The following is a 24,105-nucleotide window of genomic DNA, read 5'->3' on the forward strand; positions in this document are numbered from 1 at the left end:
GGAGTTTATGATGCGTTTTTTCAGTGAATTTAAACAATTCGCCATGCGCGGCAATGTGGTTGATCTGGCCGTTGCTGTGGTTATTGGTGCCGCTTTCGGAAAAATCGTTTCTTCGCTGGTGGATGGCATCATTATGCCGCTTATTGGTTTGTTGTTGGGGGGTATTAATGTCGCGAATAAATCCTTCCAGATTGGCGATGCGGTGGTCAAATGGGGGGCTTTTTTGCAAACGGTGATTGATTTTACTCTCATCGCCTTTGCTATTTTTTTGGTCATTAAGCTTATTAATTTATTGCAGAGAACACAGGATGAAGCACCGGAAAAGTTGAGTCGGGAAGCGGCCATTTTAATCGAGATCCGGGATTTGCTGAGTCAAAAGGAAGCTCGCTCGGATTAACAGTCTCCTTGCGTTTTATTTTTAAACTGCAGGCAAGCTCAGACTGGCTGGTTGAATGCGCAATTGCCCGACCATTCGGATGTCTCCATGTAGGAAAAGATTCCGCCATTCATCAACCCTGACGCTCCCCGGGCTTATCTTTGCTATACTTTACAATGTGTTCACTGATAGGAAATTATCATGGCTGAACTACTTAATTTAATCGCACTGATTATTATCGCCGGTGTATTAATGTGGCTCGTCAATGTCTTCATTCCCATGCCAGGCGCGATTAAAACCCTGCTTAATGTATTGGTGTTGATTATATTAATTCTTTATATCTTACAATTTTTTGGTTTAATCCATACGATTTTACCAACCATTCGGCTATTCCGTTAGCGTAATTCAGGAGATGAAAAGCGGCCATTGGCCGCTTTTTATTGCATGCTGGTCTATATTTATACAATGGCGCCGTTGTAGAGAGTTTCATTTTGGCCGTTGATAAAGACAAGTTGCGTGAGTCGTTGGATGAAGACAAAGAGGCTATTCAACAACGTTTAAATTCACAAATTGGTTATTACACTGACATTGACACGCAACACTTTGTGAGTTCGCGTCTAAATCAGGAAGCTCAGGCTGAATTATACCGGGGCGTTCCCCCGGATTCCCACCATCCCCTCGCACCCCCAAATGATGAGGGGTACCATGATCCCCAGTATTTTCGTAAAAAACTGATTGCTCATATCGCGGCCATTGAGGCGGGTAAGGAACCCTCTTACAAGGGCGATGCACACAAACGCGCAGTGGATCCGGCTTCAGCAACCATCTCCATGCAGGATTTTCTAGGCAAGGAAGGGGTTAAACTTTATCGGCTGGCACTGGAGGAGGAATTAAACAGCCGGGAATACCGCAATGCGCTTTTTCACGCCTCGACCGACCATTACCCGGGCGAGAAATGGGCCGAAAGACCGGCTATTATTGTTTCTGGCCCTTCAGCCAGCGGTAAAACAGTCGCCACGCAGGCTGCTGTGGCGCAGGCAGCACGTTTTTTACCTAAAGAAAAGCCTCTGGATTATTCCGGCAATGATGTCGTTGCCATCGACGGGGGCAAAGCACGTGAAGTATCGCAAATACGCAAACTGGTTATTCAGGCGGCTAACCATAAAGGATTTTCGGGCATTAAGGATTTACACAAACAAAGCGCCATTCTTGAAAAAGCCAAGGACAGTATGCGTGAGGCCGTGATGAAATCCGATTTGGGCTTTGTTATCCCTGAAACCTTTTCTTCGTGGAGCATTCCTTTTCACAAGATTCATGACTTGATGAAAAGAATTGATGCCCTGCCGGGAACCAAACAACTTTTTAGCCGGGTCGTGGGGGAAGAGCCCTCGATGTTCCAGAAAATTGTGAATTTTATGGGTAATAGACGGGCCTGGAAGCGCAGTGGGTTTGAAGAACAGCTGGATCTGGATTTAAATGAGAGGCGCATATCGGAATCCAAAGCGTATGGCGCGGGTGGTTTCAGCTTTGGCGTGAAGGGATCTGAAAAGGCTGAAACATGGTTTAAGCGGCACAGCAAGGACAAGCTTTCAATGACCATTACCAATGACTTAATGCTGGTAAGAGAACATCCACCCGACTCGGACCATTGGCAGAAAGCAGAGCCCGGTGAACCGGGTGTCGAATTGGTTTCACAGCGAGTCTTTCACTATTGGCAGTTTTTACAGCAGGCTGAGGATGGACGGTCACTAAGCATCGCTGATAAATATTATGCGAACCTTGATTTTAAAACGTTTCGCAAAGAAATATCTGATCCTGACGATTTGATTCGTTTAAGACCCGATCCGGAACATCCCAGACAATGGCGTGCGGCCTCCATTCATGACCAGGGCGCATTACTGGTTTCCCAGCGGGTCTATGAACAATGGAAATTCCTGCAGGCAAATAGTTCACAATGGCTCTATGACAAGCAGGAGGGCATATTAAGTGAGGGGGATAAGAAAAACCTTCTGGATAGCCAGTTGAGTCTTGAGGATTACAGTAAAAAAGTCATCCTTAGGCCCCACATTAAAACCTCGGCAGAAATCGAAATAACGGTGGCCGTGGATGCCGTCAGAAACCGTCATTTGAAATTAAAAGAAGAATTGGATGCCGGCCAAAAAAGCGGCAAATTGTCGCCAGAGCAGATAGAGAAATTACAAGGGAAAATCAATGTACTTAAAGGATTGGAAATCGCCTTGAACGATTTAAATTCCCCCAGCAAAGAGAGTTTAATTGCGTTGAGGGAGAATATCGATTTTAAAATCAAGGCATTAAAAGAGCAGGGCTATACCCACAAACTGTACAGTGTCACCGAACGGGTCTTAAAAAACCTTCAGGGGGCGCTGGATAAAGCCATCAGTGAATTTGACAGTAAGCCTTCCAGCACCATGGATTTTAAAGAAGCACTGGCAAAGATAGCGAATGACACGGCCTATACTTCCGAGGTATCCGCCAAGCCAAGGTGATGAGCAAATCATGAAGCATACCGAGTGGTTGATTCGTAGTGTTTAAATAAGTTCATTGCTCCCATCCAGAGGAATGCTTTTTCCTTGTTTTTTTGCCAAAATGATCAATATTGGGTGTATGAACGGGATAGCGTTTGCTATGCACTCCTCCATCGAGCCATCGATACCTGCCAAAGAGCGGTTATAAAGCGAGCCTGGTTAATTCTAAGCCCTGAGTATTCAGGTTTTTTATTCTGAATAATTATCGGCTTATTGGTTAAAACGTTATTGGCAATAACAAAAAAGGAAATCTTTTTTCGCTTAGGTTGAGAGGACAAGTGTTTTTCGTCCCGTACATAAGCACTTTCTATAAATAATCTCAGCAGACTCTTTTTAGATTACTCATTTTAAAGTAAATCGCATAATTACTATTTTCATCATTTAATAACTCAATGGTAAAAAATTACTTTTTCCTGTATGAAAACACGTTTTCTTATCTATATTTTTTATAATATTGGGCCGGTCTTTGCAAAGTTCATACCGTTTAAAATCAAATAATCTTTTTTCATTAAAATGCTCATAGAGGAGATTTTTATCAATGTTCTCTTCGGGGCTAAAGCCACGGGTAAAGCAATGCATGCTGAATTCAATAATAAATTGATAAGTCTTTGGTGATTTGCCTCCCTTGTCGGGTTGAATAGACTGCCAAGTAAATTCTTGCAAATGCATGACACTGTGTTCTTCATCTTTGAAAAAAAAGATGGCCAATTTTTAATTTTTATACTCGCTTTGCTCAGTTGGAGTCTGCAGGCAGAATTAGTGTGTTGAACTTATTTTTACCCTTTATTCCATTTTATCGGGCAATAAAAACGGGCCTTGCGGCCCGTATGGTTTAATCTTCATCCCAGCTTAAAGTACCGCCTGCCTGGTATTCAATGACGCGGGTTTCAAAGAAGTTTTTCTCTTTTTTCAAGTCCATCATTTCACTCATCCAGGGGAAAGGGTTTTCAGCGCCTGGATATTGCTCCGGTAGGCCAATTTGCGCGAGACGGCGGTTGGCGATGAAATGCAGGTATTCTTCAAACATCTCGGCATTCATACCCAGAATTCCATGCGGCATGGTGTCTTTAGCGTATTGATACTCGAGAGTTACCCCTTCTTTAATCAACGCGACGATTTCTTCCTTAAAGGCCGGTGTCCATAAGTGAGGATTTTCAATTTTAATCTGGTTGATGACATCGATACCGAAATTCATGTGCATGGATTCATCGCGCAGAATGTATTGGAACTGCTCAGAGGTTCCAACCATCTTGTTGCGGCGTCCCATGGACAAAATCTGAGTAAAGCCGACATAGAAGAAGATTCCTTCAAAAACCACATAGAAAGCGATTAAATCACGCAGTAAACGCTGATCCGCTTCAAGGGTGCCTGTATGGAAGGTGGGATCGCCAAGGCTTTGGGTGAAGGGCAGGGCCCAGGCCGCTTTATTGGCTACCGCAGGAATTTCGCGATACATGTTAAAGACAGCGGCTTCATCGAGACGCAGGCTTTCAATGATGTACTGATAAGCGTGCGTATGCAATGCTTCCTCGAAGGCCTGACGCAGCAGATACTGACGGCATTCCGGGTTGGTGATATGGCGGTAGACAGCCAGAACCAGGTTGTTGGCGACTAACGAATCCGCTGTGGAGAAGAAGCCCAGATTACGTAAAACAATCAGGCGTTCATCCGCGGTCAAGCCATTGGGATCCTGCCATAATGCCACGTCCGCGCTCATGTTGATTTCGTTAGGCATCCAGTGGTTAGCACAGGCAGTTAAATATTTATCCCAGGCCCATTTGTACTTAAAGGGAACCAGTTGGTTTAAATCAGCCCGGCAGTTAATGATTTGTTTATCATCAACCTGAATACGGCCGGCCCCCATCTCCAGGGATTCCAAACCTGTGGCACCCGTATGACCGGGTGCGCTGACATGTTGTTCTAGTACTGACATTGGGTTCTCCTCAATTTATTGGCAGGCTTCACAATCCGGATCGAGAATCGAACACACTTTGGGTTCATCGACCGATACGGCATTGAGAGCACCATCAGTAACCGTTGACTTCTCCGCGTTACTGGCGCCTAAGCTGCGTAGATAATAGGTGGTTTTTAAACCGCGTTTCCAGGCATGCTTATATAACTCATCCAGCTTCTTACCGGAAGGCTTGGCCATGTAAATATTCAATGACTGCGCCTGATCAATCCATTTCTGACGGCGGGAACCGGCTTCAACCAACCACAGGGGATCAATTTCAAAAGCTGTCGCATAGCGGGCTTTCAGCTCAGACGGGATCCGGTTAATGGGTTGAACGCTGCCATTGAAGTATTTTAAGTCATTGACCATCACTTCATCCCAGAGATTCAGCGCTTTCAAATCAGCCACCAGATAAGGGTTGATGACCGTGAATTCACCGGACAGGTTGGATTTCACGTACAGGTTCTGATAAGTCGGCTCAATCGACTGGGCGACACCGCAGATATTGGAAATCGTGGCTGTCGGTGCAATCGCCATGACATTGGAATTGCGCATGCCCTGGGTGCGTACTTTAACACGTAATGGCTCCCAATCAAGCCGTTGTGAACGATCTTGATCAAGGTATTGGTTACGGGCCTGCTGCAGCAGATTAATGGAATCAATCGGCAGAATGCCTTTGCTCCACAAAGACCCCTCATAAGTGGAGTAGCTGCCGCGTTCTTTGGCTAAATCAGAAGAGGCTTCGATGGCATAATAACTAATCAACTCCATGGACTCATCCGCAAATTCAACGGCCTGTTGTGAAGCATAGTCCACTTTCAGCTCGTAAAGCGCATCCTGGAAGCCCATTAATCCCAAACCGACTGGTCGGTGTTGCAGGTTGGAATGGCGAGCCTGAGGCACTGAATAATAATTAATGTCAATGACGTTATCCAGCATGCGAACCGCGGTGGTAATGGTGCGCTTTAACTTGGCGCGATCGATCTGCCCATTGCTGATGTGAGCAGGCAGGTTGATACTGCCTAAGTTACAGACGGCAATTTCTTCCTGGGACGTGTTGAGTGTGATCTCGGTACACAGGTTGGAGCTGTGAATGACGCCAGCATGCTGCTGCGGTGAACGCAGGTTACAGGGATCTTTAAAGGTGAGCCAGGGATGGCCTGTTTCAAACAGCATGGACAACATCTTGCGCCACAGCTTCTGGGCCGAAAGCGTTTTGACGTTTTTGATTTTCCCCTGGCGGGCTTTTTCTTCATAGTCGATGTACAGGGCATCGAAGGCTTTACCGTATTGATCATGCAATTCAGGCACTTCATCCGGTGAGAATAAAGTCCACTCGCCGTCTTCATTCACCCGTTTCATGAACAAGTCAGGAATCCACAGGGCGGTATTCATGTCATGGGTACGGCGTCGGTCGTCGCCGGTGTTTTTGCGCAACTCGAGGAATTCCTCAACATCGCGGTGCCAGCATTCCAGGTAACCGCACACAGCCCCTTTGCGTTTTCCGCCCTGATTAACAGCAACCGCAGTCACATCCGCCACCTTCATGAAGGGTACAACCCCCTGTGACTTGCCATTGGTGCCTTTGATATGCGAACCCATGGCACGAACAGGCGTCCAGTCATTACCCAGACCGCCGGCAAATTTGGACAACAGGGCATTGTCTTTGATGGCGCTGTAAATGCCGTCCAGGTTGTCGGGAATGGTGGTTAAATAGCAGCTGGATAATTGCGGTCTGATTGTTCCTGAGTTAAACAGTGTGGGCGTGGAAGCCATGTAATCAAAGGAGGACAGCAATTGGTAAAACTCAATGGCCTTGGCTTCGCGATCTTTTTCACGCAGGGCTAAACCCATGGCCACGCGCATGAAGAAGGCCTGCGGCAATTCATAACGAACGCCTTTCTCATGAATAAAATAGCGGTCATAAAGGGTTTGCAGACTGAGGTAGGTGAACTTCATGTCGCGTTCAGGCAGAAGGGCAGCCGCCAGTTTGTCCCAATCAAATTCAGCCAGTTTGGTATCCAGAATGCCTTGAGCAATACCCTGATTCAGGTAGGTTTTAAAATAGGCAGGGTAGAGTTCTGCCATCTCGTCAAAGGTCGCTTCCGCCTTCAGGGCTAATTTGTTCAATGCCTGGCTGCGCAGACTGTCGAGCAGGAGGCGGGCGCTGACGTAGGTGTAATTGGGTTCTTTTTCCACCAGAGTGCGAGCGGCCATGATCAGCGCTTTGTGCACGTCATCAAGCTTGGCCTGATTGTAGAGGTTACGCAGGGCATCTTTAATCACGGGTTCGGCACTGACGGCTTCAAGGTCACGGCAGGCTTCTTCCACGATCGTGCGCAACCGATCCATGTCCAGCGGTCTTAATTCGCCGTCCGGCATGGTAATGAGAGGCACCTTGCTCTCAGCAGCCTGTTGTTGCAGTTTGGCTTCACGGGCTTTGCGATGTTCTTCGCGGTAGAGGACATAAGCGCGCGCCACCTTATACTGGCTGCTGCGCATCAGGGCTAATTCCACCTGATCCTGGATGTCTTCAATGTGGATGGTTCCACCGCTTGGCATACGGCGTTTAAAGGCCTGTGTGACCTGTCTTGCGATGCCTTCAATCAGTTCATGAATGCGGTTGGACGCTGCCGCATTGGCCCCTTCCTCAGCAATAAAGGCTTTGGTAATCGCTACTTTAATCTTGTTCTCATCATAACTAACCACTTTGCCGTTGCGCTTGATGGTTTTAAGCAACCCAGGGGCATTGGCTGTCAATTCCAGCTGACTGATAGGCGGCACATCTTTTACCGGCTCAAGAAGTTCTGACATGGTTTCTCCCGAGATATTTTTCTTGTTATTTTTCTCTGACGCTTTGTTCATAGTAAAGTAAAACCAACCCAATATCTAGTGTGTATTCTATAATTCTAGCTCAAGATATTGTGTTTTTCTTGTGGAAAGCAAGGGAATAAGCTGTGGATAAATTGTTGTTAATTCGCAAAAATCCAGACGTAAGCGATGCTTAGAGTCCTAAGAAAACAAGCGCTTTGGAATCTACTTTTTAGCTTTGACGATGATGGCATCGCTGACGTTGGAAAAGCCATGGACATTCAGGCGAAAATTTTTCAGCTTGGCATACAGCTGCGTGGAGTTTCCGCCATCCAGATTGAGCGCGTTCAAGCAGTTAAGCGGCGGGGCTTTCATGAGTTGCGCCAACTCCGTGGTGGACATGGCGGCATGGTCGGTGACCAGGATGATGACATGCCCATCCTGGGTAATCCCCAGGGCTGTGCGCTCTGCCCGACCTGCTTTAAGCGGGGGAATCTTGCCATTGACCAGAAGGCGCGGACCGCTTTGTACAGCAAAATCAATCTGGGTGCTTGGGTAGAACTGGCGGGCGCTCGCTAAGTAGGCGTGGTTGTTTTTAATGTAGAAAACACCCCACCAACTGATTGGCTTAAGCGGGTTAAGCTGCTTTTTGTCCTTGATGCGAAGCCCCAGGGAATTGTAATTGTCATCAAAAAAACCGCCATTAATAGCCAGGAGTGCTTTGCTGAAGGCTGCAAATTCATCGACCGATGCATACTGCTGCGATAAGTCCCGTGCCATCACCAGCGACAGGCGGTTGTCTTTCAGATGAATACGGAAAGCATGAATATGCGACCAGGGAGTGAGGTAGCCGCTGCCTATGTCCTGGTAGTCAATACCGGGAGATAATTCCTGCCAGTCGCTGGCCGCCACGGCAAAATTGAGCACCAGAACCACCATCAGCAGGGTAAATGCTGTTTTCGAAGCTCGCGTCAGCCATTTAAAGGGTGCAATGGTTTTCTTGAGCATAGTAAACTTGTATCCTTGAAACAAAACTTCAGCAGTAAGGGGACTGCCAATGGAAATATCAACGCAAAATAACAAAAGAGTACAGGAACAGTCAACCGGGAATTTAAAGGCGTTAATGCAGGAAGTCCTGGCGCTGGCCAAAGCAAAAGGGGCGAGCGATGCGGCAGTTTCAGTCAATCATGACAGCGGTTTTTCCGTTGACGTGCGCATGAAAGATGTTGAAACGGTCTCCTTTAATGAAGACAAGGGGGTAAGCCTGACCGTCTATTTCGGGCATCGCAAGGGGTCAGCCAGCAGTACCGACACGTCCCCGAAAGCCCTGGATGCCATGGTCAATGCCGCCTGCGACATTGCCAGAGTCAGTGCCGCTGATCCCTGTTTTGGTCTTGCGGACAGAGAGCTAATGACCAACGAACACCCCGACCTTGATCTCTACCATCCCTGGGTCATTACGCCAGTGGAAGCCATTGAGCTCGCGTTGGCCTGTGAAACGCACGCCCTGTCACTTGACAGGCGCATTGCCAACTCCGATGGCGTCAATTTCGGCACCTACACTTACAGTTACGGTTATGCCAACACGTACGGCGGGGAAGGCTTAATGCGAGGATCGCGCCACAGTTTAAGCTGTTCCCTGATTTCCAGGGAAGGGGAGAGCATGCAGCGTGATTATGATTACACCACGGCCCGTCATGCCAGTGAATTAAAATCTCCTGAAGAACTGGCTGAAAGTGCCGTGGATCGTGCCGTGAAGCGTCTGGGCGCCCGTAAAATCAAAACACAGAAACTGCCGGTGATTTTTTCTTCCAGGGTCTCCAGCGGTTTAATTTCAAGTTTCGTCGGTGCAATAAGCGGTTCCAATTTATATCGAAAGAATTCGTTTTTACTGGATTCCATCGGCAAACAGGTATTCCCCCAGGGGTTTACAATGTATGAACAACCGCGATTGTTAAGGGCCTTGGGCAGCTCGGCCTTTGATGGTGAAGGGGTACCGACCCGAAACAATGTGCTGGTGGAGGACGGCCGGGTCTGTCAATACGTGCTTGGCAGTTATTCCGCGCGTCGGTTGGGTTTGAAAACCACGGCAAACAGCGATGGGGTACATAACCTCACGGTGGATGCCAATGCCGGGGATTTGCAGTCGTTGCTCAAACAAATGGGCACAGGCCTGCTGGTCACGGAACTGATGGGCCAGGGCGTCAATGGCTTAACAGGGGATTATTCCCGAGGGGCGACGGGTTTCTGGGTCAAGGATGGTGAAATTCAACATCCCGTGGAGGAAATCACCATTGCCAGCAATTTAAAAGACATGTTCTTCAATATTGCAGCGGTAGGAACGGACATCAATCCCAATATTGCTACCCGTTGCGGGTCGATTTTAATTTCACAAATGATGGTGGCGGGGGAGTAATGCGGTTATACACAGCAGGACTTTAGGGGGGCGTTCAATTCTGCATACCGCGGCTTGTCCGCGGTATCCGGATACTGTCTGGGACAGGCATAATGAATAGAAATGAAGAGGCTCAGGCAGGGAATACAACCGTTAAGACTAATTCTTGTCGCGGAAGATAATGCGGCCTTTGCTCAGGTCATAAGGGGTTAATTCGACTTTTACTTTGTCGCCGGTAAGGATACGAATGTAATTTTTACGCATACGACCGGAAATATGGGCCGTCACAATGTGGCCATTTTCCAGTTCGACTCGAAACATGGTATTGGGTAAGGTATCGATAACAGTACCCAGCATTTCAATATGATCTTCTTTTGCCATAAGCTCTCACAAAAATGGAACGAGAATAAGGCACAAATGATGCACTAAATTATCCCATATGGCAATAAACTCAATGCGGCTACCACGATCCCTGCCGTGTAGGGTAAGTCAAACTGTCCTTTAAACGCTTTAAAAAATGGGATCGGTCGACAATCACTGCACCAAGACTCATCAGATGAGGGGTAGGCAATTGGCAATCAATAAAATCAAATTGCCAGCCGGCTAAAGTCCGGCAGAGATAATACATCGCCATTTTGGAGGCATCGCGTTGATAATGAAACATGGATTCCCCAAAGAAAGCGCGTCCGAGGCTCAATCCATACAGTCCGCCGCACAATTCGTTGTCTTCTGTCCAGATTTCAAACGAGTGCGCATAGCCCAGATGATGAAGCGTAATGTACGCCTCCTGCATTTCCGGCGTTATCCAGGTGTGATTTTCCCCCCGCCCTTCACACGTGGCGCAGGCCTTAATGACCTCGCTAAAATGACTATCCCTGCGGAAAACATGGGGGCGTTGCAGGGCTTTTTTGAGGCTGCGGGAGACTTTAAATTGATCGGGTTGCAGCAGCAACCGCTCTGGAGGCGACCACCATAAAATCGGAGAGCCTGCCTGATACCAGGGGAAAATCCCTTGACTGTATGCCTGTAAAAGATGGTGGGGCGCAAGGTCTCCGCCTACGGCAAGAAGGCCTTCCTCATCGCTCTGATTTGGATTGGGGAAAACAAAATCATCACCGATGAGGAAGGTCAATGGCGCAATAATTATTCTCCCAGATCATCCAGGTATTTTTCGGCATCAAGAGCCGCCATGCAGCCAAACCCCGCCGAAGTCACAGCCTGACGGTACACGTGATCAGCGACGTCGCCGCAGGCAAAGACACCGGGAATATTGGTTGCGGTGGCCATGCCTTCAAGTCCCGAACGGATAGTCAGGTAACCATCCTTCATATCGAGCTGTCCTTTAAACAGGGCGGTATTGGGGTCATGGCCTATGGCGATAAAGACGCCGTCCATGGGTAATTCCGTGATTTCATTGGTCTGCAACTGACGCAGACGCACGCCCGTAACCTTCATGGCATCTCCCACGACTTCTTCAAGGGTATGGTGCCACATCAGACGGATGTTGCCGTTTTGTGCTTTTTCAAACAATTTATCCTGGAGAATTTTTTCAGCACGCAGGGTATCACGACGATGGATCAGCGTCACACTGGCTGCAATGTTGGATAAATAGAGAGCTTCTTCCACGGCTGTATTACCGCCGCCAATCACACAGACTGTTTTATTGCGGTAAAAAAAGCCATCGCAGGTGGCGCAGGCAGAAACGCCGCGTCCCTGATAGGCTTTTTCGGATTCAAGACCTAAGTAGCGTGCGGAGGCGCCGGTGGCGATAATCAGGGCATCACAGGTGTAGGTTTCGCTGTCGCCGTGCAGCACGAAGGGTTTTTGCTGAAGTTCGGCTTTAGTGATGTGATCAAAAATAATCCGGGTGTCAAATCGCTCGGCGTGTTTCTGCATGCGTTCCATCAGCGCGGGACCCATCAGGCCTTCGATGTCGCCGGGCCAGTTGTCGACTTCCGTGGTGGTGGTCAATTGCCCGCCAGGCTGCATGCCTGTGATGAGAACGGGTTTTAGATTGGCGCGCGCGGCATAGACGGCGGCGGTGTATCCGGCAGGGCCTGAGCCGAGAATTATAAGGCGATGGTGATTGTTACTGCTGATCATCTCTGCCTTCCTCATGAATTATGTTAAGATGCAAAATAGTATGACAAAACAACTGATTTTAAAATAGCTATGGCAAAACAAGACGCAAGTACCAAGGTCGATAACTCGAAAAAAATCCTGCCGAATTTTTTGATACGACGATTAAGTGAAGGCAGTTTCATTCTGGTTTTAACCTGTGCATTATTCGTTTTATTATCACTGAATACCTACAGCTTTTCCGATCCAAGCTGGTTTCATGTAACTAAACGCAGTGATGTAGTCAATAACGCAGGCGGTCAGGTGGGCGCTTATGTGGCGGATGCCCTTTACTGGATGTTCGGCTATTTTGCCTACCTGTTGCCTTTGTGCGTGGCTTATGTGGCCTGGGTGATTCTTCAGGATCACAGGGCTTTGCGTACAGTGAATAAACCGGCACTGCTGCTTCGTGCCAGCGGTTTCCTGTTTTTAATGATAGGCGGCTGCAGTCTGTTAAGCCTGGAGTCCTCCGGGACTAAAGGACTTGCCCACCGTGCGGGAGGATGGCTTGGCGATTTTGTTGCCGGTGGTTTTGACTACGCGCTTAACCCCCAGGGCGCAGCCCTGCTGCTGTTGGCTATTTTATTGGTGGGGGTGACCTGGTTGACGGGGTTGTCCTGGGTGCGCGCGACCGAATTCATTGGTTTTTATACCCTGCAGTTCTCGCAGAAACTGTTTAAATGGGGACAGCAACTGGCCGCTCTCGTGAAGGCAAGGCTTGCACAGTTTGCAACGCATCAGGAGCCGGCTGCGCCGTCCAGTGAGCGCAGGCCGCCGCTTATAAAAAAGGAAAAAGCCGAACTGCCGGTTCTCAAAGGACCTTCCCTGACGGTGCCGGCTGCGGCAATCGTCCCCGCACTTCCCCCACTGGAAGTCGCACCGCCCCCGGCGAAGGTTGTGGAAAGGGAAATAAAAGAACCGCCGCGGGAGGTCCCTCGGGCCCATAAACCGATTGTTCCGGTATTGGGTAATCTGCCTTCGATTAATCTTCTTGACAAGGGTCAACCCGGCAAGGCTTTGGGCGGTTACACGCATGAGCAACTGGAAACCCTGTCGCGCGATGTCGAACAGCATCTGCTTGATTTTGGTATTCAGGCGGATGTTGTTGCGGTTCACCCCGGGCCAGTAGTGACCCGTTTTGAATTGCAGCTGGCGGCAGGCATTAAGGTCAGCCGCTTGTCTTCCCTGGTCAAGGATCTCGCGCGCTCGCTGTCGGTGACCAGTGTTCGTGTCGTGGAAGTTATTCCCGGAAAAACAGTTGTGGGTATTGAATTACCCAATCAGCACCGCCAGACTGTCCGTTTATCCGAAGTCCTGTCTTCCGAGGTTTATCAACAGGCCAATTCGCCGCTCATTCTGGCCCTGGGTGTGGATATCGCCGGGCATCCCATGGTGGTTGATTTAGCCAAAATGCCCCACCTTCTTGTCGCTGGAACCACAGGTTCAGGTAAGTCAGTGGGCATTAATGCCATGATTTTAAGCCTGCTGTTTAAGGCAACACCCGATCAGGTGCGTCTCATCATGGTGGATCCCAAAATGCTTGAGCTGTCGGTTTATGACGGCATCCCGCATTTACTGGCCCCGGTGGTGACGGACATGAAAGAGGCGGCAAGCGCCCTGCGCTGGTGTGTGGGCGAGATGGAGCGACGCTACCGTTTGATGGCGGCGATGGGGGTGCGTAACCTTGCCGGTTTCAATACCAAAGTCAACGAAGCCCAGGCCAAGGGCGAACCATTAAAAGACCCGCTGTGGAAACCGGTCTCTTCAATGGACGAAAGCGCCCCCGAGTTACAAACCCTACCTTATATTGTTGTGATCATTGACGAACTCGCCGACATGATGATGGTAGTGGGCAAAAAAGTGGAGCAACTCATTGCCCGTATCGCCCAGAAAGCCCGTGCGGCGGGAATCCATCTGATCCTGGCCACCCAGCGTCCTTCGGTGGATGTGCTGACCGGATTAATCAAATCCAATATCCCCACGCGCATGTCATTCCAGGTGTCGTCAAAAATTGATTCGCGTACTATCCTTGATCAACAGGGTGCTGAACAGTTGCTTGGTCATGGCGACATGCTTTATTTGGCGCCTGGCAGCGGCGCTCCCCTGCGCGTGCATGGGGCCTTTGTTGATGACAAGGAGGTTCACCGGGTGGCGGATGACTGGCGTGCCCGTGGTGAGCCGGAATACATCGATGAAATCACCCAGCTCAGCGGCGACGGTGAAGGCGGAGGCGGTGGTTTTGGTGAAGAGAACCAGGATACCGAAGACTCTGATCCTTTGTATGATCAAGCGGTGGAATTTGTATTGCAGACCCGCAAGGCGAGCATTTCTTCTGTTCAACGGCGGTTAAAAATCGGTTACAACCGCGCCGCCCGCCTGATAGAAGAAATGGAGCGCACCGGCATTGTCGGGCCTCTGGAAGGGGGCTACAGGGATGTACTGGTTGCAACGGTTAACGAGGAATAAACCATGAAAAAACTGATCCTGTCCATCTTATTGGTGGCATTCAGCACGGCTTACAGCGAGCCTGTGGCTGAAGAATTGCAAGTCAAATTAAACAATATCCGCAGCATGACGGCTAATTTCAGCCAGGTGGTTAAGGCCAAGAAACGTGAAGTATCCAATTCTCAGGGTACCATGGCGCTGGAGCGCCCGGGGCGTTTCCGCTGGGAGACTAAAAGCCCCATGGAGCAACTGGTGGTGGCCGACAGCCAGAAGCTCTGGGTGTATGATGTGGATCTGGAGCAGGTCACGGTTAAAAAACAGGAGAAAGGATTAGGGGGCACGGCAGCTTTGTTTTTAAGCGGTTATGATGATACCGTGACCCGTGATTTCAATGTCACTGTATCCAATCAGGGAAAAAATCAGCTTTATGATCTGCATGCCAAATCGCCCAAGGAAAATTTCCAGCAGGTGAAACTTCTGTTTAATAAAGACATGTTAATCGGCATTCAGTTGTTTGATCAGTTAGGTCAGCACACGGTGGTGAAGTTAACCAATATTAAATCCAATCCTAAACTGGCTGGTCGTTTGTTCCAGTTCAAGCCGCCGAAAGGAGTGGATGTGGTGCAGCAATGAGTTTGTTTGATGACCCGCCTCATGCCCCTTTAGCGGAGCGTTTGCGCCCTGAGCACTGGGATGAAGTCATTGGTCAGGCGCATTTGTTAGGCCCGGGTAAACCCTTACGGCTTGCCTTTGAAACCGGAAAGCCGCATTCCATGATTCTCTGGGGGCCGCCTGGCGTTGGTAAAACCACGCTGGCCAAGCTCAGCGCCAAGGCGTTTGATTGCGAATGGATTGCCCTGTCAGCCGTGTTTTCCGGTGTAAAGGACATTCGCGCCGCCGTTGAGCAGGCCAAAACGTTTCTGATGCAGGGGCGTCAGACAGTCCTGTTTATTGATGAAATTCACCGGTTTAATAAATCACAGCAGGATGCGCTTCTGCCGTTTACCGAATCCGGCCTTATCACATTTATCGGTGCGACAACGGAAAACCCCTCGTTTGAAGTCAACTCAGCCCTGTTATCACGGGCGCAGGTTTATGTTCTTCAATCATTGAGCGAGGAAGAATTAACCCGATTATTCCATCGGGCACGGGAAACATTGCCTCCTTTGCAATTTGATGAAAAAGCAATCGAACAGCTTATTGCCTTGGCTGATGGCGATGCCCGGCGTTTACTGAATCTGGTTGAGCAGGTGGGGACTGCCGCTGAAGCGAAACAGGAGACTCAAATCACGCTCGATTTTTTACAGAACGTGCTGGCCTCCACGCAGCGGCGGTTTGATAAGGGTGGGGATTATTTTTACGATCAGATTTCTGCTCTGCACAAATCGGTACGAGGCTCCAATCCGGATGCAGCCCTGTACTGGCTTGCCCGCATGCTGGATGGCGGGGTTGATCCTTACTATCTTTCCCGCCGTATTGTGCGCATGGCCTGGGAAGACATTGGTTTAGCCGATCCCAAAGCCATGCAGATTGCCAATGAGGCGGCCCAAACGTATGAACGGCTGGGTTCACCGGAAGGGGAGTTGGCCCTGGCGCAGGCCGTGATTTATCTGGCCGTGGCCGCTAAAAGCAATGCGGGTTACAACGCCTTTAATCAGGCGCGTGAATTTGTTAAAAATGACAAGTCGCGTGACGTGCCGCTGCATTTACGCAACGCGCCGACCAAGCTGATGAAAAAAATAGGGCATGGTCATGATTACCGTTATGCCCATAACGAACCTCATGCCTATGCGGCTGGTGAAAACTATTTTCCTCAGGGGATGAAAGCTCCGGGCTGGTACCAGCCGGTACCCCGCGGCCTTGAAATCAGGATAGCCGAAAAGCTGGCTTTTCTGCGCAGCCTGGATGAAGACTCTAAAACAAAAAAATAGCCGGACAGCTTCTGGCATTGAGTTAATAATTTGACTTCCCTGTGTTTTTAACCGTCAATTATTCGGCAAAACCGATTTGTAAACAAATAATGTATTGATTGCATTGGCATTTTTAATTTGGCCTGATCTTTGCTAAAGTCGAATTAAAACGGATAAAAAGAAATGCCATGAGCACAGTCATTGACCGACAGAACCAACGTCCATTTACCCTCTCAGAGAAGGAAATCCTTGGCTGCCTCCCCTGTGGATTAATAGTGCTGAATACCCAGGGATTGATCGTTTGGCTTAATCAGGCGGCCAGCCATCTGCTGGGCGGTGATTTGCGCGGCGAGCTGTGGCTGGATGTGATTAATCGGGTTTTTTCGCCGCGGGCGGACGATGGCCATGAAGTGTCTTTAGTGGATGGGCGCCGGGTTAATGTAGCGATTTCTTCATTGGAGAGTGTTCCCGGCCAATTGGTGACGCTCATTGATTTAACGACGACGCGTGACTATGAAGACGCCAAGGCGAATCAGGACAGGCTGATGATGATAGGGCGCATGACGGCTCAATTGGCGCATCAAATCCGTACGCCTCTGGCTTCCGCCCGCCTCTACACGGATCATCTGCAGCAACAGGTGACTGACGAGCGGTGCCTGCAATGGTTATCCCGCCTGCAGGATTGCCATGCCAGCATTGAACAGCAGATTGCCGACCTGCTGCTGTTTGCCCGCGGGGAAGCCCTGGTGTTAGCCCCAACGGATCTGAGACAATGGAGTTATCGCTTTTTAGAGCGTGTTTATACTCTCCTTGACAATCAAAAAATTAAACTGGAAATCAATAACCGATTGCCGCCGGCCCTATGGCGCCTCCACAGCGAATCCTTGATTGGGGCGCTGCTGAATCTGATTAATAATTCACTGCAGGCAGAGGCTGATGCCCTTAAAATTACCCTTCAACTGCAAGAGGGGGAGGGGGTTACCATTCAAATCGAAGACAATGGCCTCGGATTATCCGAAGAGTCAAAACGCCAGGCGTTTACGCCCTTTTTCACCACCAAAGCTCAGGGAACAGGATTGGGGCTGGCGGTGGTGCAGGCTGTGGTCAAGGCCCATGGCGGGCAGGTTATGCTTGCCTCGACGCCAGGTCAGGGGTGTTGTGTGACAATTCATTTAGTGGAATGACATAAGAGAGGGGTTGTTCATGAGCGACGTATTAATTGTTGAAGATGATCCTGTTTTACGCGAAGCCTTGAGTGAGACGATGAGTCTGGCCGGTCATTCTTTTCTCGCTGCCCGCGATGGCAGAGAGGCCTTAGCCATGCTGGAACGTCATAACCCGGCCATCGTATTGAGCGACATTCGCATGGATAAAATGGATGGGCAGCAATTGCTGTCTGAAATTCAACGTCGTAATCCCGGCGTTCCTGTCATTTTAATGACTGCTCATGGCTCGATTGATGATGCAGTGCATGCCATGCGCCAGGGGGCAGTGGATTATCTGCAGAAGCCCTTCAGCGCCCATACATTGACTGAAAAAATCAATCACTACATTAAACCGCTGTCCATGGATGATTCCGAGCCGATCGCTCAGGATCCCAAAAGCCAGGCCCTCATGTCCATGGCGTTAAGGGTGGCACAGTCGGATGTGGGCGTCATGATTACCGGTGAAAGCGGTACAGGCAAAGAAGTCCTGGCCCATTTTATCCATGATCATTCCCCCCGCCGCGAGCACCCGTTCATCGCCATCAATTGCGCGGCCATTCCAGAACAAATGCTGGAAGCCACCCTCTTTGGTTACGAGAAAGGCTCGTTTACCGGTGCCTACAAGTCGACACCGGGCAAATTTGAACAGGCCCAGGGCGGTACGCTGTTACTCGATGAGGTCAGCGAAATGAGTCTTGGCCTGCAGGCTAAGCTGCTACGGGTATTGCAGGAAAAAGAAGTCGAGCGGATCGGCGCTAACAAGATGATTAGCCTGGATGTCCGGGTACTGGCCACCAGTAACCGTCAATTACTGGATGAGGTGAAAGCAGGGCGTTTCCGCGAGGACTTATTCTACCGCCTGAATGTCTTCCCCCTGCATTGGCTGCCGCTGCGTGAACGTCCCAATGACATCATTCCCCTGGCCAATTACTTAATCCGCCGTCATTGCCAGAATAACCTGCCGGTTACCCCGGTACTAAGCGACAAGGCCAAACAGGCCCTGCTTCGCTACGCCTGGCCGGGTAATGCCCGCGAACTGGATAATGTGGTGCAAAGGGCGTTGGTCCTGCAAACGCAGAATGTCATTGAAACAGAGCATTTGCAATTACCGGATACGGCGGCGTCAGGCACAAAAAAAGAGGTTAAAAACCTGCAGAATCATGAATTTGATTTGATTGAGCAGATCTTGAAAGAGCACCAGGGAAACCGCCAGCAGGTCGCGGCTGTCCTCGGCGTCAGTGAACGCACCCTGCGTTATAAACTCGCGAGGATGCGGGAAGAGGGGTATGTTGTTTAAATTTGCATCATATTTGACGGCTGTTGCCAAGGCGCGTAATTATAGAAGCTGGGGTAAGGGTTATTTATAAGTATCATTAAGAGGACAGCATGATGAGCGATATCAATACCGTATCCTTGTTGAATCAGATGAAAGTCATGGCCAGTGAGGCACAAGGAAAAAGCGTGGAATTTGCAAACGATCAGGTACAGTTTAACGATATTTTTCAAAAGACTCTGGGTGAGGTGAATGCCCTGCAACAGGCATCGGACGGTTTGAAAACGCGGTTTGAATTAGGCGATCCCAATGTCAGTATTGGCGAGGTGATGATTGCAGGCCAAAAGGCCACCCTGGGTTTTGAAGCTGCATTACGCGTGCGCAATCGTTTCGTGCAGGCCTACCAGGATATTATGAATATGCCGATTTAACGGTAAGGTCATTCAGGTGGACAGGAGTTAATCATGGCATTGGCTGACAGCGCATCCAAAGCGGCCGCAAAATTTGCAAGTCTCTCAATCATGAGGCAGTTGGGCCTGCTGGTTGGGCTGGCTGCCAGCGTAGCCATTGGCCTCGGAGTGGTGTTGTGGTCGCGTGAGCCAAGCTACATGCCGTTGTACAGCCAGCTCAGCAACCGTGATTCGGCTGATGTGGTCGATGTGCTGCAGCGTAATGCCATCAGTTTCAAAGTGGATGAAACCAATGGCATGATTCTCGTCCCCACCAATCAGGTTCAGACTGCCCGCATGAAACTGGCCGCAGAAGGGTTGCCTCGAGGCAGCGGCGGAAGTTTCGAATTGTTTGCAGGCAACAATTCATTCAGCACCAGCCAATTCATGGAGAACGCGCGCTACATTCAGGCTCTGGAAGCGGAGCTGGCGCGAACGATCAGCCAGTTTCACGACATCAAATCCGCACGGGTTCATCTCGCCATTCCCCGGGAATCAGCCTTCGTCAGGGATACACGTCAGCCCAGTGCCTCGGTGTTTATTGATGTTTATTCAGGCGTAGAAATTAAAAAACAGACCATCGCTTCCATCATTAACCTGGTGGCTTCAAGCATTCCGAGCCTTTCGGCCAGTCGTGTGACGGTGGTGGATCAGAACGGGCAGTTATTAAGCGAAGGCGGCGGCCAAACGCTGTTCACTGAAACCGAGCGGTTTCTTGATTACCGGCAAACGCTGGAACAGCAATACGCGCAGAAAATTCAGGACATCTTAACGCCGCTTTTAGGGTACGGACGGGTCAGTGCCAAAGTGTCGGCTGATATTGACTTTACCTCCTATGAGCAAACGCAGGAAATGTATAACCCGGAGATGCCGTCCGTTCGCAGTGAACAATTGGTCCAGGATAACCGTAACGTAGGTCCCAATGCGGCCAGTGGTGTTCCTGGTGCCTTGTCCAATACTCCGCCTGCCAATTCCACCTTAACGCCAGTCAGAAACCGTAACATCAATTCGCAGGCGATGACGAATCAGGATATTGAAGCCAACATGGTGCATAAGGAAAGTACCAAGAATTTTGAGTTGGATAAGACCATCAGCCACACTAAAAATCAACCCGGAACAATCCGGCGTCTGACTGTCGCGGTCTTGGTCGATAACCGTTCGGTGATGAATGAAAAGACCAAGAAAATGGAAGTCAAACCCTTATCAAAAGCCGAACTGGATCAGGTGAAAGTGCTAGTGGCTGACGCCATCGGCTTAAATCCCGAACGGGGGGACAGTTTGAATGTGGTCAACAGTAATTTTGTGAAACCGGAGCCCATTGAAAGCCTTCCGGAGCCCCGTTTCTGGCAAAAAGACAGTTTTTGGTCAATTATTAAACAAGTACTGAGTGGTTTATTTGTCTTAGCCATCGTGTTTGGCGTATTGCGGCCTTTATTCAAAACTTTAGCCCATTCGCGCCGCGAGGAGGAACGTGGCCCATCGGAAACGCCGAACGCCTTGTCTTATGAAGGAAAGGGATTGCCGACCAATCTCAGCGATTATGACCAGCAGTTACACCTGCTCCGACAAGTCGTGGACAAAGAGCCCAAACGGGTAGCGCAAGTAGTAAAAACCTGGGTTGATCGGGGGTAAGTAAGATGGACGGTATAGAACGAGCAGCCATTTTGTTGTTGGGGATGGGGGAAAAAAATGCCTCGGAGGTCATGAAGTACCTTGAGCCCCGGCAGGTTCAAAAAGTGGGTATGGCCATTTCCAACATGAATAACGTCAGTAAGGCCAAAATGCAGAACGTGCTCAGCGAGTTTTTGAATGCCATCGAGGAACAAAGCAGTCTGACGGTGGATACCGAAAACTACCTGCGTAACGTATTGATTAATGCCCTGGGCGAGGAAAAAGCCATCCCCTTTATTGATCGTATTCTGGTTTCTGACAAAGACAGCGGTCTTAACCGTTTAAAGTGGTTGGACGCCCGTCTCATTGCCGACGTTATCCGTAACGAACACCCGCAGATTATTGCGACCATCCTGATTCACTTAGACAGTGAGCAGTCAGCCGAAGTGGTCAGTTATTTCGCTGCTGAGAAACGCGCGGAAGTGCTGCTTCGCATGTGCAATATCGATACCGTCAAGCCCGAAGCGATTTCAGAGTTAGGTCATGTCATTGAAAAGCAATTAAGCGGACAAAAAGTAGCTAAAACCGCTTCGGTGGGCGGTATTAAGAGCGTGGCTGACGTGATTAACTTTTTAGACGGTACCGTTGAAGCGGAAGTGCTTGAAAAGATCAATGAATGGGATCAGGAATTATGCGACAAGATCAAAGACAAAATGTTCGTCTTTGAAAACTTGGTCGACATGGATAACCGCAGCGTGCAAACCCTGCTTCGCGATGTGACCACCGAGCAGCTCATGCTTGCTTTAAAGGGAACAACCGAGCCTGTGAAGGAGAAAATATTCACCAACATGTCGAAACGGGCAGCCGATTTGCTTCGTGAAGACCTGGAAATGCAGGGGCCTGTTAAAGTCAGCGACGTGGAAAAGGCTCAACGTGATATTCTAGCGATAGCCCGAAGCCTCGCAGAAGAAGGCAAGATTTCCTTGGGCACCAAGGGCGGTGAGGAAATGATTTAATCATTGGGATAAGACGTTATGAACAAGGATTTTCAACCCCTGTATGACGAATCCAATAAAAAGGAGTTCAGCGTCTGGGAGTATAAGAAGGATGAAAAACCGGCTAAAGATCCTGCGGTGGATGAACAGGCTCTCCTGGCCGCTGAATGCGAACGCCTGCGCGAAGAGGCTAAAGCCAAAGGGTATCAGGAGGGATTGCAGCAGGCCCAGGAGGAAATGAATCAGTTGCGGGAGGAATTAAAGCAGTGGCTTGAGTTTATCCAGAATCCGGTGCAGCTGGTGGACAAAAATGTCAGTGAAGAAATCATCAAGACCATCATCTGGCTTTGCGAAGCCTGCATCGGCATTGAAATTTCCAACTCGCCAGAAAAACTCCTGCTTTTGCTTGAAGAGATTAAGAAAGAACTGCCAAGCCTTCGCCGCGACCAGCAACTGGTGATGAATACCGAAGATGTTGAATGGTTGAAAAGCCAGTTAAGTCATAAATACCGCGACATCATCACCATGTTAGTCAGCGACTCCACCCTGTCGCGCGGCGATTTTTATTTGCGAAATGAATACAGTGAGTTGGATGGCACCTTAAAAACCCGTTTGATGAATTTATTCAGCGCTCATTTGGGTTCCTTAACGCTTGATATTATCGAAGACGAATAATGGTTATTTACGAATCGCGTCTGGTGGATGCCTTAAAAAAATTCCGCCAGGTCCCGGATTCCGGGTTAAGGCATTGCGGTCATGTGAGCCGGGCTGTTGGCTTAACGCTTGAAGCCAAGGGGTTTCATTACCCGGTTGGCGCGCGATGCTGGGTAAAACTAAATGAGACTGAACGGGTAGAAGCCGAAATTGTGGGTTTTGACGGCGAGTGCGCCTACCTGATGTCCATTGGCCAAACCCAGGGAATAGGCCCCGGAATGCTCATTACCCCAAGCGGTCGTGTTGCCCATGTGAAGGTGGGTGGTCAATTGCTGGGGCGAATCTTAAATGGCGCCGGTGTTCCCATTGACGGCGGTGAGCCCTTGGTGGCGGCGGAAAGTTATCCTTTGACCAGCGCCCCGTTTAATCCCCTGCAGCGAGCGCCGATCACCACAGCCATGGATGTCGGTATTCGCGCCATTAATGGCCTGCTGACCGTCGGCCGCGGTCAGCGGCTTGGCTTGTTTGCCGGCAGCGGCGTGGGTAAATCGGTGCTGCTCAGTATGATGACCCGTTTTACCGCGGCGGATCTGGTCGTCGTCGGGCTTATCGGCGAACGGGGACGCGAGGTGAAAGAATTCATCGAATGCAATCTGGGTGAAGAAGGGTTAAAGCGCGCCGTGGTCGTCGCGGCGCCGGCCGACGAAAGCCCATTGATGCGCCTGCATGGCGCTATGGTTGCAACCAGCATTGCCGAATATTTTCGTGATCAGGGAAAACACGTGTTGCTGCTGATGGATTCACTGACCCGGTTTGCCCAGGCGCAGCGGGAAATCGCCTTATCCATTGGCGAGCCCCCGGCCACCAAAGGTTACCCGCCTTCGGTGTTTGCCAAATTGCCGCAACTGGTTGAGCGAGCAGGAAATGGCACTCAGGAGGGCGGCTCGATTACTGCTTTTTATACCGTATTAACCGAGGGGGATGATCAACAGGATCCTATTGCCGATGCCGCTCGCGCCATCTTAGACGGCCACATCGTATTAAGCCGGGAACTGGCGGAATCGGGACAATATCCGGCGATTGATTTGGAGGCTTCGATAAGCCGGGTGATGCCGGCCATTGCGGACCCTAAACAAATGAGTCAAACCTTAGTGCTTAAAAAATATTTGTCCATCTATGAAAAAAACAAGGATTTGGTCTTGCTGGGCGCTTACACCAAAGGCACCGACAAGCAGCTGGATAAGGCCATTGCCTATCGCGAAGCCATCAGCAATTACATTGCCCAGGGGATGAATGAAGCCGTCAATTACGAAGAAAGCCTGGCGCAACTGGATGCTTTGGCTGCAAGCCTGGAGCGCTAAGC

21 protein-coding genes are annotated in these 24,105 nt (G+C 49.7%); 14 read left to right on the forward strand and 7 right to left on the reverse strand.

Features of this window, described 5'->3' with window-relative positions; all coding sequences use genetic code 11:
- The first annotated feature begins 10 nt into the window (after positions 1-10).
- From mscL to Lrub_RS05670, 3 genes are all read left to right on the forward strand, one after another.
- Entirely contained in the window at positions 11-397 is a 387-nt protein-coding gene (gene mscL, locus Lrub_RS05660) for a large-conductance mechanosensitive channel protein MscL (protein ID WP_058531201.1), read from the forward strand.
- 180 nt (positions 398-577) lie between these two features.
- A complete protein-coding gene (locus Lrub_RS05665; RefSeq protein ID WP_058531202.1) occupies positions 578-775 on the forward strand; it encodes a Thivi_2564 family membrane protein in 198 nt (65 codons plus the stop codon).
- A gap of 92 nt (positions 776-867) precedes the next feature.
- The gene (locus Lrub_RS05670; RefSeq protein ID WP_133134012.1) at positions 868-2,883 is read left to right on the forward strand and encodes a hypothetical protein; all 2,016 of its coding nucleotides are present in this window, start codon (positions 868-870) and stop codon (positions 2,881-2,883) included.
- Positions 2,884-3,303: 420 nt separating this feature from the next.
- On the opposite strand, the gene Lrub_RS05675 is transcribed toward Lrub_RS05670, so the two are convergent.
- The 4 genes from Lrub_RS05675 to Lrub_RS05690 form a co-directional block, all read right to left on the reverse strand.
- A complete protein-coding gene (locus Lrub_RS05675; RefSeq protein WP_058531204.1) occupies positions 3,304-3,630 on the reverse strand; it encodes a hypothetical protein in 327 nt (108 codons plus the stop codon).
- A gap of 124 nt (positions 3,631-3,754) precedes the next feature.
- Positions 3,755-4,855, reverse strand: a complete 1,101-nt coding sequence (locus Lrub_RS05680) for a ribonucleotide-diphosphate reductase subunit beta (RefSeq protein ID WP_058531205.1) — start codon at positions 4,853-4,855, stop codon at positions 3,755-3,757.
- Between the two features lie 15 nt (positions 4,856-4,870).
- A complete protein-coding gene (locus Lrub_RS05685) occupies positions 4,871-7,690 on the reverse strand; it encodes a ribonucleoside-diphosphate reductase subunit alpha (RefSeq protein WP_058531559.1) in 2,820 nt (939 codons plus the stop codon).
- Positions 7,691-7,912: 222 nt separating this feature from the next.
- Entirely contained in the window at positions 7,913-8,626 is a 714-nt protein-coding gene (locus Lrub_RS05690) for a phosphodiester glycosidase family protein (RefSeq protein WP_065235731.1), read from the reverse strand.
- A 118-nt stretch (positions 8,627-8,744) separates the two neighbouring features.
- Between Lrub_RS05690 and pmbA the strand changes: the two genes are divergently transcribed.
- On the forward strand, positions 8,745-10,103 hold the full coding sequence (gene pmbA / locus Lrub_RS05695) for a metalloprotease PmbA (protein WP_058531207.1): 1,359 nt from the start codon (positions 8,745-8,747) through the stop codon (positions 10,101-10,103).
- A gap of 138 nt (positions 10,104-10,241) precedes the next feature.
- Here pmbA and infA read toward each other — a convergent pair whose 3' ends face one another.
- From infA to trxB, 3 genes are all read right to left on the reverse strand, one after another.
- The gene (infA, locus tag Lrub_RS05700) at positions 10,242-10,463 is read right to left on the reverse strand and encodes a translation initiation factor IF-1 (RefSeq protein WP_058527262.1); all 222 of its coding nucleotides are present in this window, start codon (positions 10,461-10,463) and stop codon (positions 10,242-10,244) included.
- Positions 10,464-10,542: 79 nt separating this feature from the next.
- A complete protein-coding gene (aat, locus tag Lrub_RS05705; protein WP_058531208.1) occupies positions 10,543-11,214 on the reverse strand; it encodes a leucyl/phenylalanyl-tRNA--protein transferase in 672 nt (223 codons plus the stop codon).
- An 11-nt stretch (positions 11,215-11,225) separates the two neighbouring features.
- Positions 11,226-12,182: a thioredoxin-disulfide reductase gene (gene trxB, locus Lrub_RS05710; protein WP_058531560.1), complete on the reverse strand. Its 957-nt coding sequence runs from the start codon at positions 12,180-12,182 to the stop codon at positions 11,226-11,228.
- A gap of 72 nt (positions 12,183-12,254) precedes the next feature.
- On the opposite strand from trxB, the gene Lrub_RS05715 reads away from it, so the two are divergent.
- The 10 genes from Lrub_RS05715 (at position 12,255) to fliI (ending at position 24,103) form a co-directional block, all read left to right on the forward strand.
- Positions 12,255-14,666: a DNA translocase FtsK gene (locus tag Lrub_RS05715; RefSeq protein ID WP_058531209.1), complete on the forward strand. Its 2,412-nt coding sequence runs from the start codon at positions 12,255-12,257 to the stop codon at positions 14,664-14,666.
- A 3-nt stretch (positions 14,667-14,669) separates the two neighbouring features.
- Complete coding sequence (gene lolA, locus Lrub_RS05720; protein ID WP_058531210.1) at positions 14,670-15,278, forward strand: outer membrane lipoprotein periplasmic chaperone LolA; 609 nt, start codon at positions 14,670-14,672, stop codon at positions 15,276-15,278.
- Positions 15,275-16,576 (forward strand): replication-associated recombination protein A, encoded by a 1,302-nt coding sequence (locus Lrub_RS05725; protein WP_058531211.1) that lies wholly within the window; start codon positions 15,275-15,277, stop codon positions 16,574-16,576. The genes lolA and Lrub_RS05725 overlap by 4 nt, the downstream gene beginning before the upstream one ends.
- A 167-nt stretch (positions 16,577-16,743) precedes the next feature.
- A complete protein-coding gene (locus Lrub_RS05730; RefSeq protein ID WP_058531212.1) occupies positions 16,744-17,739 on the forward strand; it encodes a sensor histidine kinase in 996 nt (331 codons plus the stop codon).
- 19 nt (positions 17,740-17,758) lie between these two features.
- Positions 17,759-19,057 (forward strand): sigma-54-dependent transcriptional regulator, encoded by a 1,299-nt coding sequence (locus tag Lrub_RS05735; protein ID WP_058531213.1) that lies wholly within the window; start codon positions 17,759-17,761, stop codon positions 19,055-19,057.
- Between the two features lie 92 nt (positions 19,058-19,149).
- Complete coding sequence (gene fliE, locus Lrub_RS05740; protein ID WP_058531214.1) at positions 19,150-19,464, forward strand: flagellar hook-basal body complex protein FliE; 315 nt, start codon at positions 19,150-19,152, stop codon at positions 19,462-19,464.
- A gap of 33 nt (positions 19,465-19,497) precedes the next feature.
- The gene (fliF, locus tag Lrub_RS05745; protein ID WP_058531215.1) at positions 19,498-21,114 is read left to right on the forward strand and encodes a flagellar basal-body MS-ring/collar protein FliF; all 1,617 of its coding nucleotides are present in this window, start codon (positions 19,498-19,500) and stop codon (positions 21,112-21,114) included.
- 5 nt (positions 21,115-21,119) lie between these two features.
- Complete coding sequence (gene fliG, locus Lrub_RS05750) at positions 21,120-22,109, forward strand: flagellar motor switch protein FliG (RefSeq protein WP_058531216.1); 990 nt, start codon at positions 21,120-21,122, stop codon at positions 22,107-22,109.
- A gap of 18 nt (positions 22,110-22,127) precedes the next feature.
- Positions 22,128-22,763, forward strand: a complete 636-nt coding sequence (locus Lrub_RS05755; protein ID WP_058531217.1) for a FliH/SctL family protein — start codon at positions 22,128-22,130, stop codon at positions 22,761-22,763.
- Complete coding sequence (gene fliI / locus Lrub_RS05760; RefSeq protein WP_058531218.1) at positions 22,763-24,103, forward strand: flagellar protein export ATPase FliI; 1,341 nt, start codon at positions 22,763-22,765, stop codon at positions 24,101-24,103. Before Lrub_RS05755 ends, fliI begins: the two co-directional genes overlap by 1 nt.
- Positions 24,104-24,105: the final 2 nt, after the last annotated feature.

It is taken from the genome of Legionella rubrilucens (assembly GCF_001468125.1).
GTDB lineage: Bacteria > Pseudomonadota > Gammaproteobacteria > Legionellales > Legionellaceae > Legionella_C > Legionella_C rubrilucens.

Bases quoted from the DNA above. Each gene is read 5' to 3' on its own strand.
- Lrub_RS05665 (WP_058531202.1), top strand. From the start codon at position 578: ATGGCTGAACTACTTAATTTAATCGCACTGATTATTATCGCCGGTGTA.
- pmbA (WP_058531207.1), top strand. From the start codon at position 8,745: ATGGAAATATCAACGCAAAATAACAAAAGAGTACAGGAACAGTCAACC.
- Lrub_RS05690 (WP_065235731.1), bottom strand. From the start codon at position 8,626: ATGGTGGTTCTGGTGCTCAATTTTGCCGTGGCGGCCAGCGACTGGCAG.
- Lrub_RS05680 (WP_058531205.1), bottom strand. From the start codon at position 4,855: ATGTCAGTACTAGAACAACATGTCAGCGCACCCGGTCATACGGGTGCC.
- Lrub_RS05755 (WP_058531217.1), top strand. From the start codon at position 22,128: ATGAACAAGGATTTTCAACCCCTGTATGACGAATCCAATAAAAAGGAG.
- Lrub_RS05685 (WP_058531559.1), bottom strand. From the start codon at position 7,690: ATGTCAGAACTTCTTGAGCCGGTAAAAGATGTGCCGCCTATCAGTCAG.
- Lrub_RS05725 (WP_058531211.1), top strand. From the start codon at position 15,275: ATGAGTTTGTTTGATGACCCGCCTCATGCCCCTTTAGCGGAGCGTTTG.
- fliF (WP_058531215.1), top strand. From the start codon at position 19,498: ATGGCATTGGCTGACAGCGCATCCAAAGCGGCCGCAAAATTTGCAAGT.
- mscL (WP_058531201.1), top strand. From the start codon at position 11: ATGCGTTTTTTCAGTGAATTTAAACAATTCGCCATGCGCGGCAATGTG.
- infA (WP_058527262.1), bottom strand. From the start codon at position 10,463: ATGGCAAAAGAAGATCATATTGAAATGCTGGGTACTGTTATCGATACC.
- fliG (WP_058531216.1), top strand. From the start codon at position 21,120: ATGGACGGTATAGAACGAGCAGCCATTTTGTTGTTGGGGATGGGGGAA.
- lolA (WP_058531210.1), top strand. From the start codon at position 14,670: ATGAAAAAACTGATCCTGTCCATCTTATTGGTGGCATTCAGCACGGCT.
- Lrub_RS05730 (WP_058531212.1), top strand. From the start codon at position 16,744: ATGAGCACAGTCATTGACCGACAGAACCAACGTCCATTTACCCTCTCA.
- fliI (WP_058531218.1), top strand. From the start codon at position 22,763: ATGGTTATTTACGAATCGCGTCTGGTGGATGCCTTAAAAAAATTCCGC.
- Lrub_RS05715 (WP_058531209.1), top strand. From the start codon at position 12,255: ATGGCAAAACAAGACGCAAGTACCAAGGTCGATAACTCGAAAAAAATC.
- fliE (WP_058531214.1), top strand. From the start codon at position 19,150: ATGAGCGATATCAATACCGTATCCTTGTTGAATCAGATGAAAGTCATG.
- Lrub_RS05735 (WP_058531213.1), top strand. From the start codon at position 17,759: ATGAGCGACGTATTAATTGTTGAAGATGATCCTGTTTTACGCGAAGCC.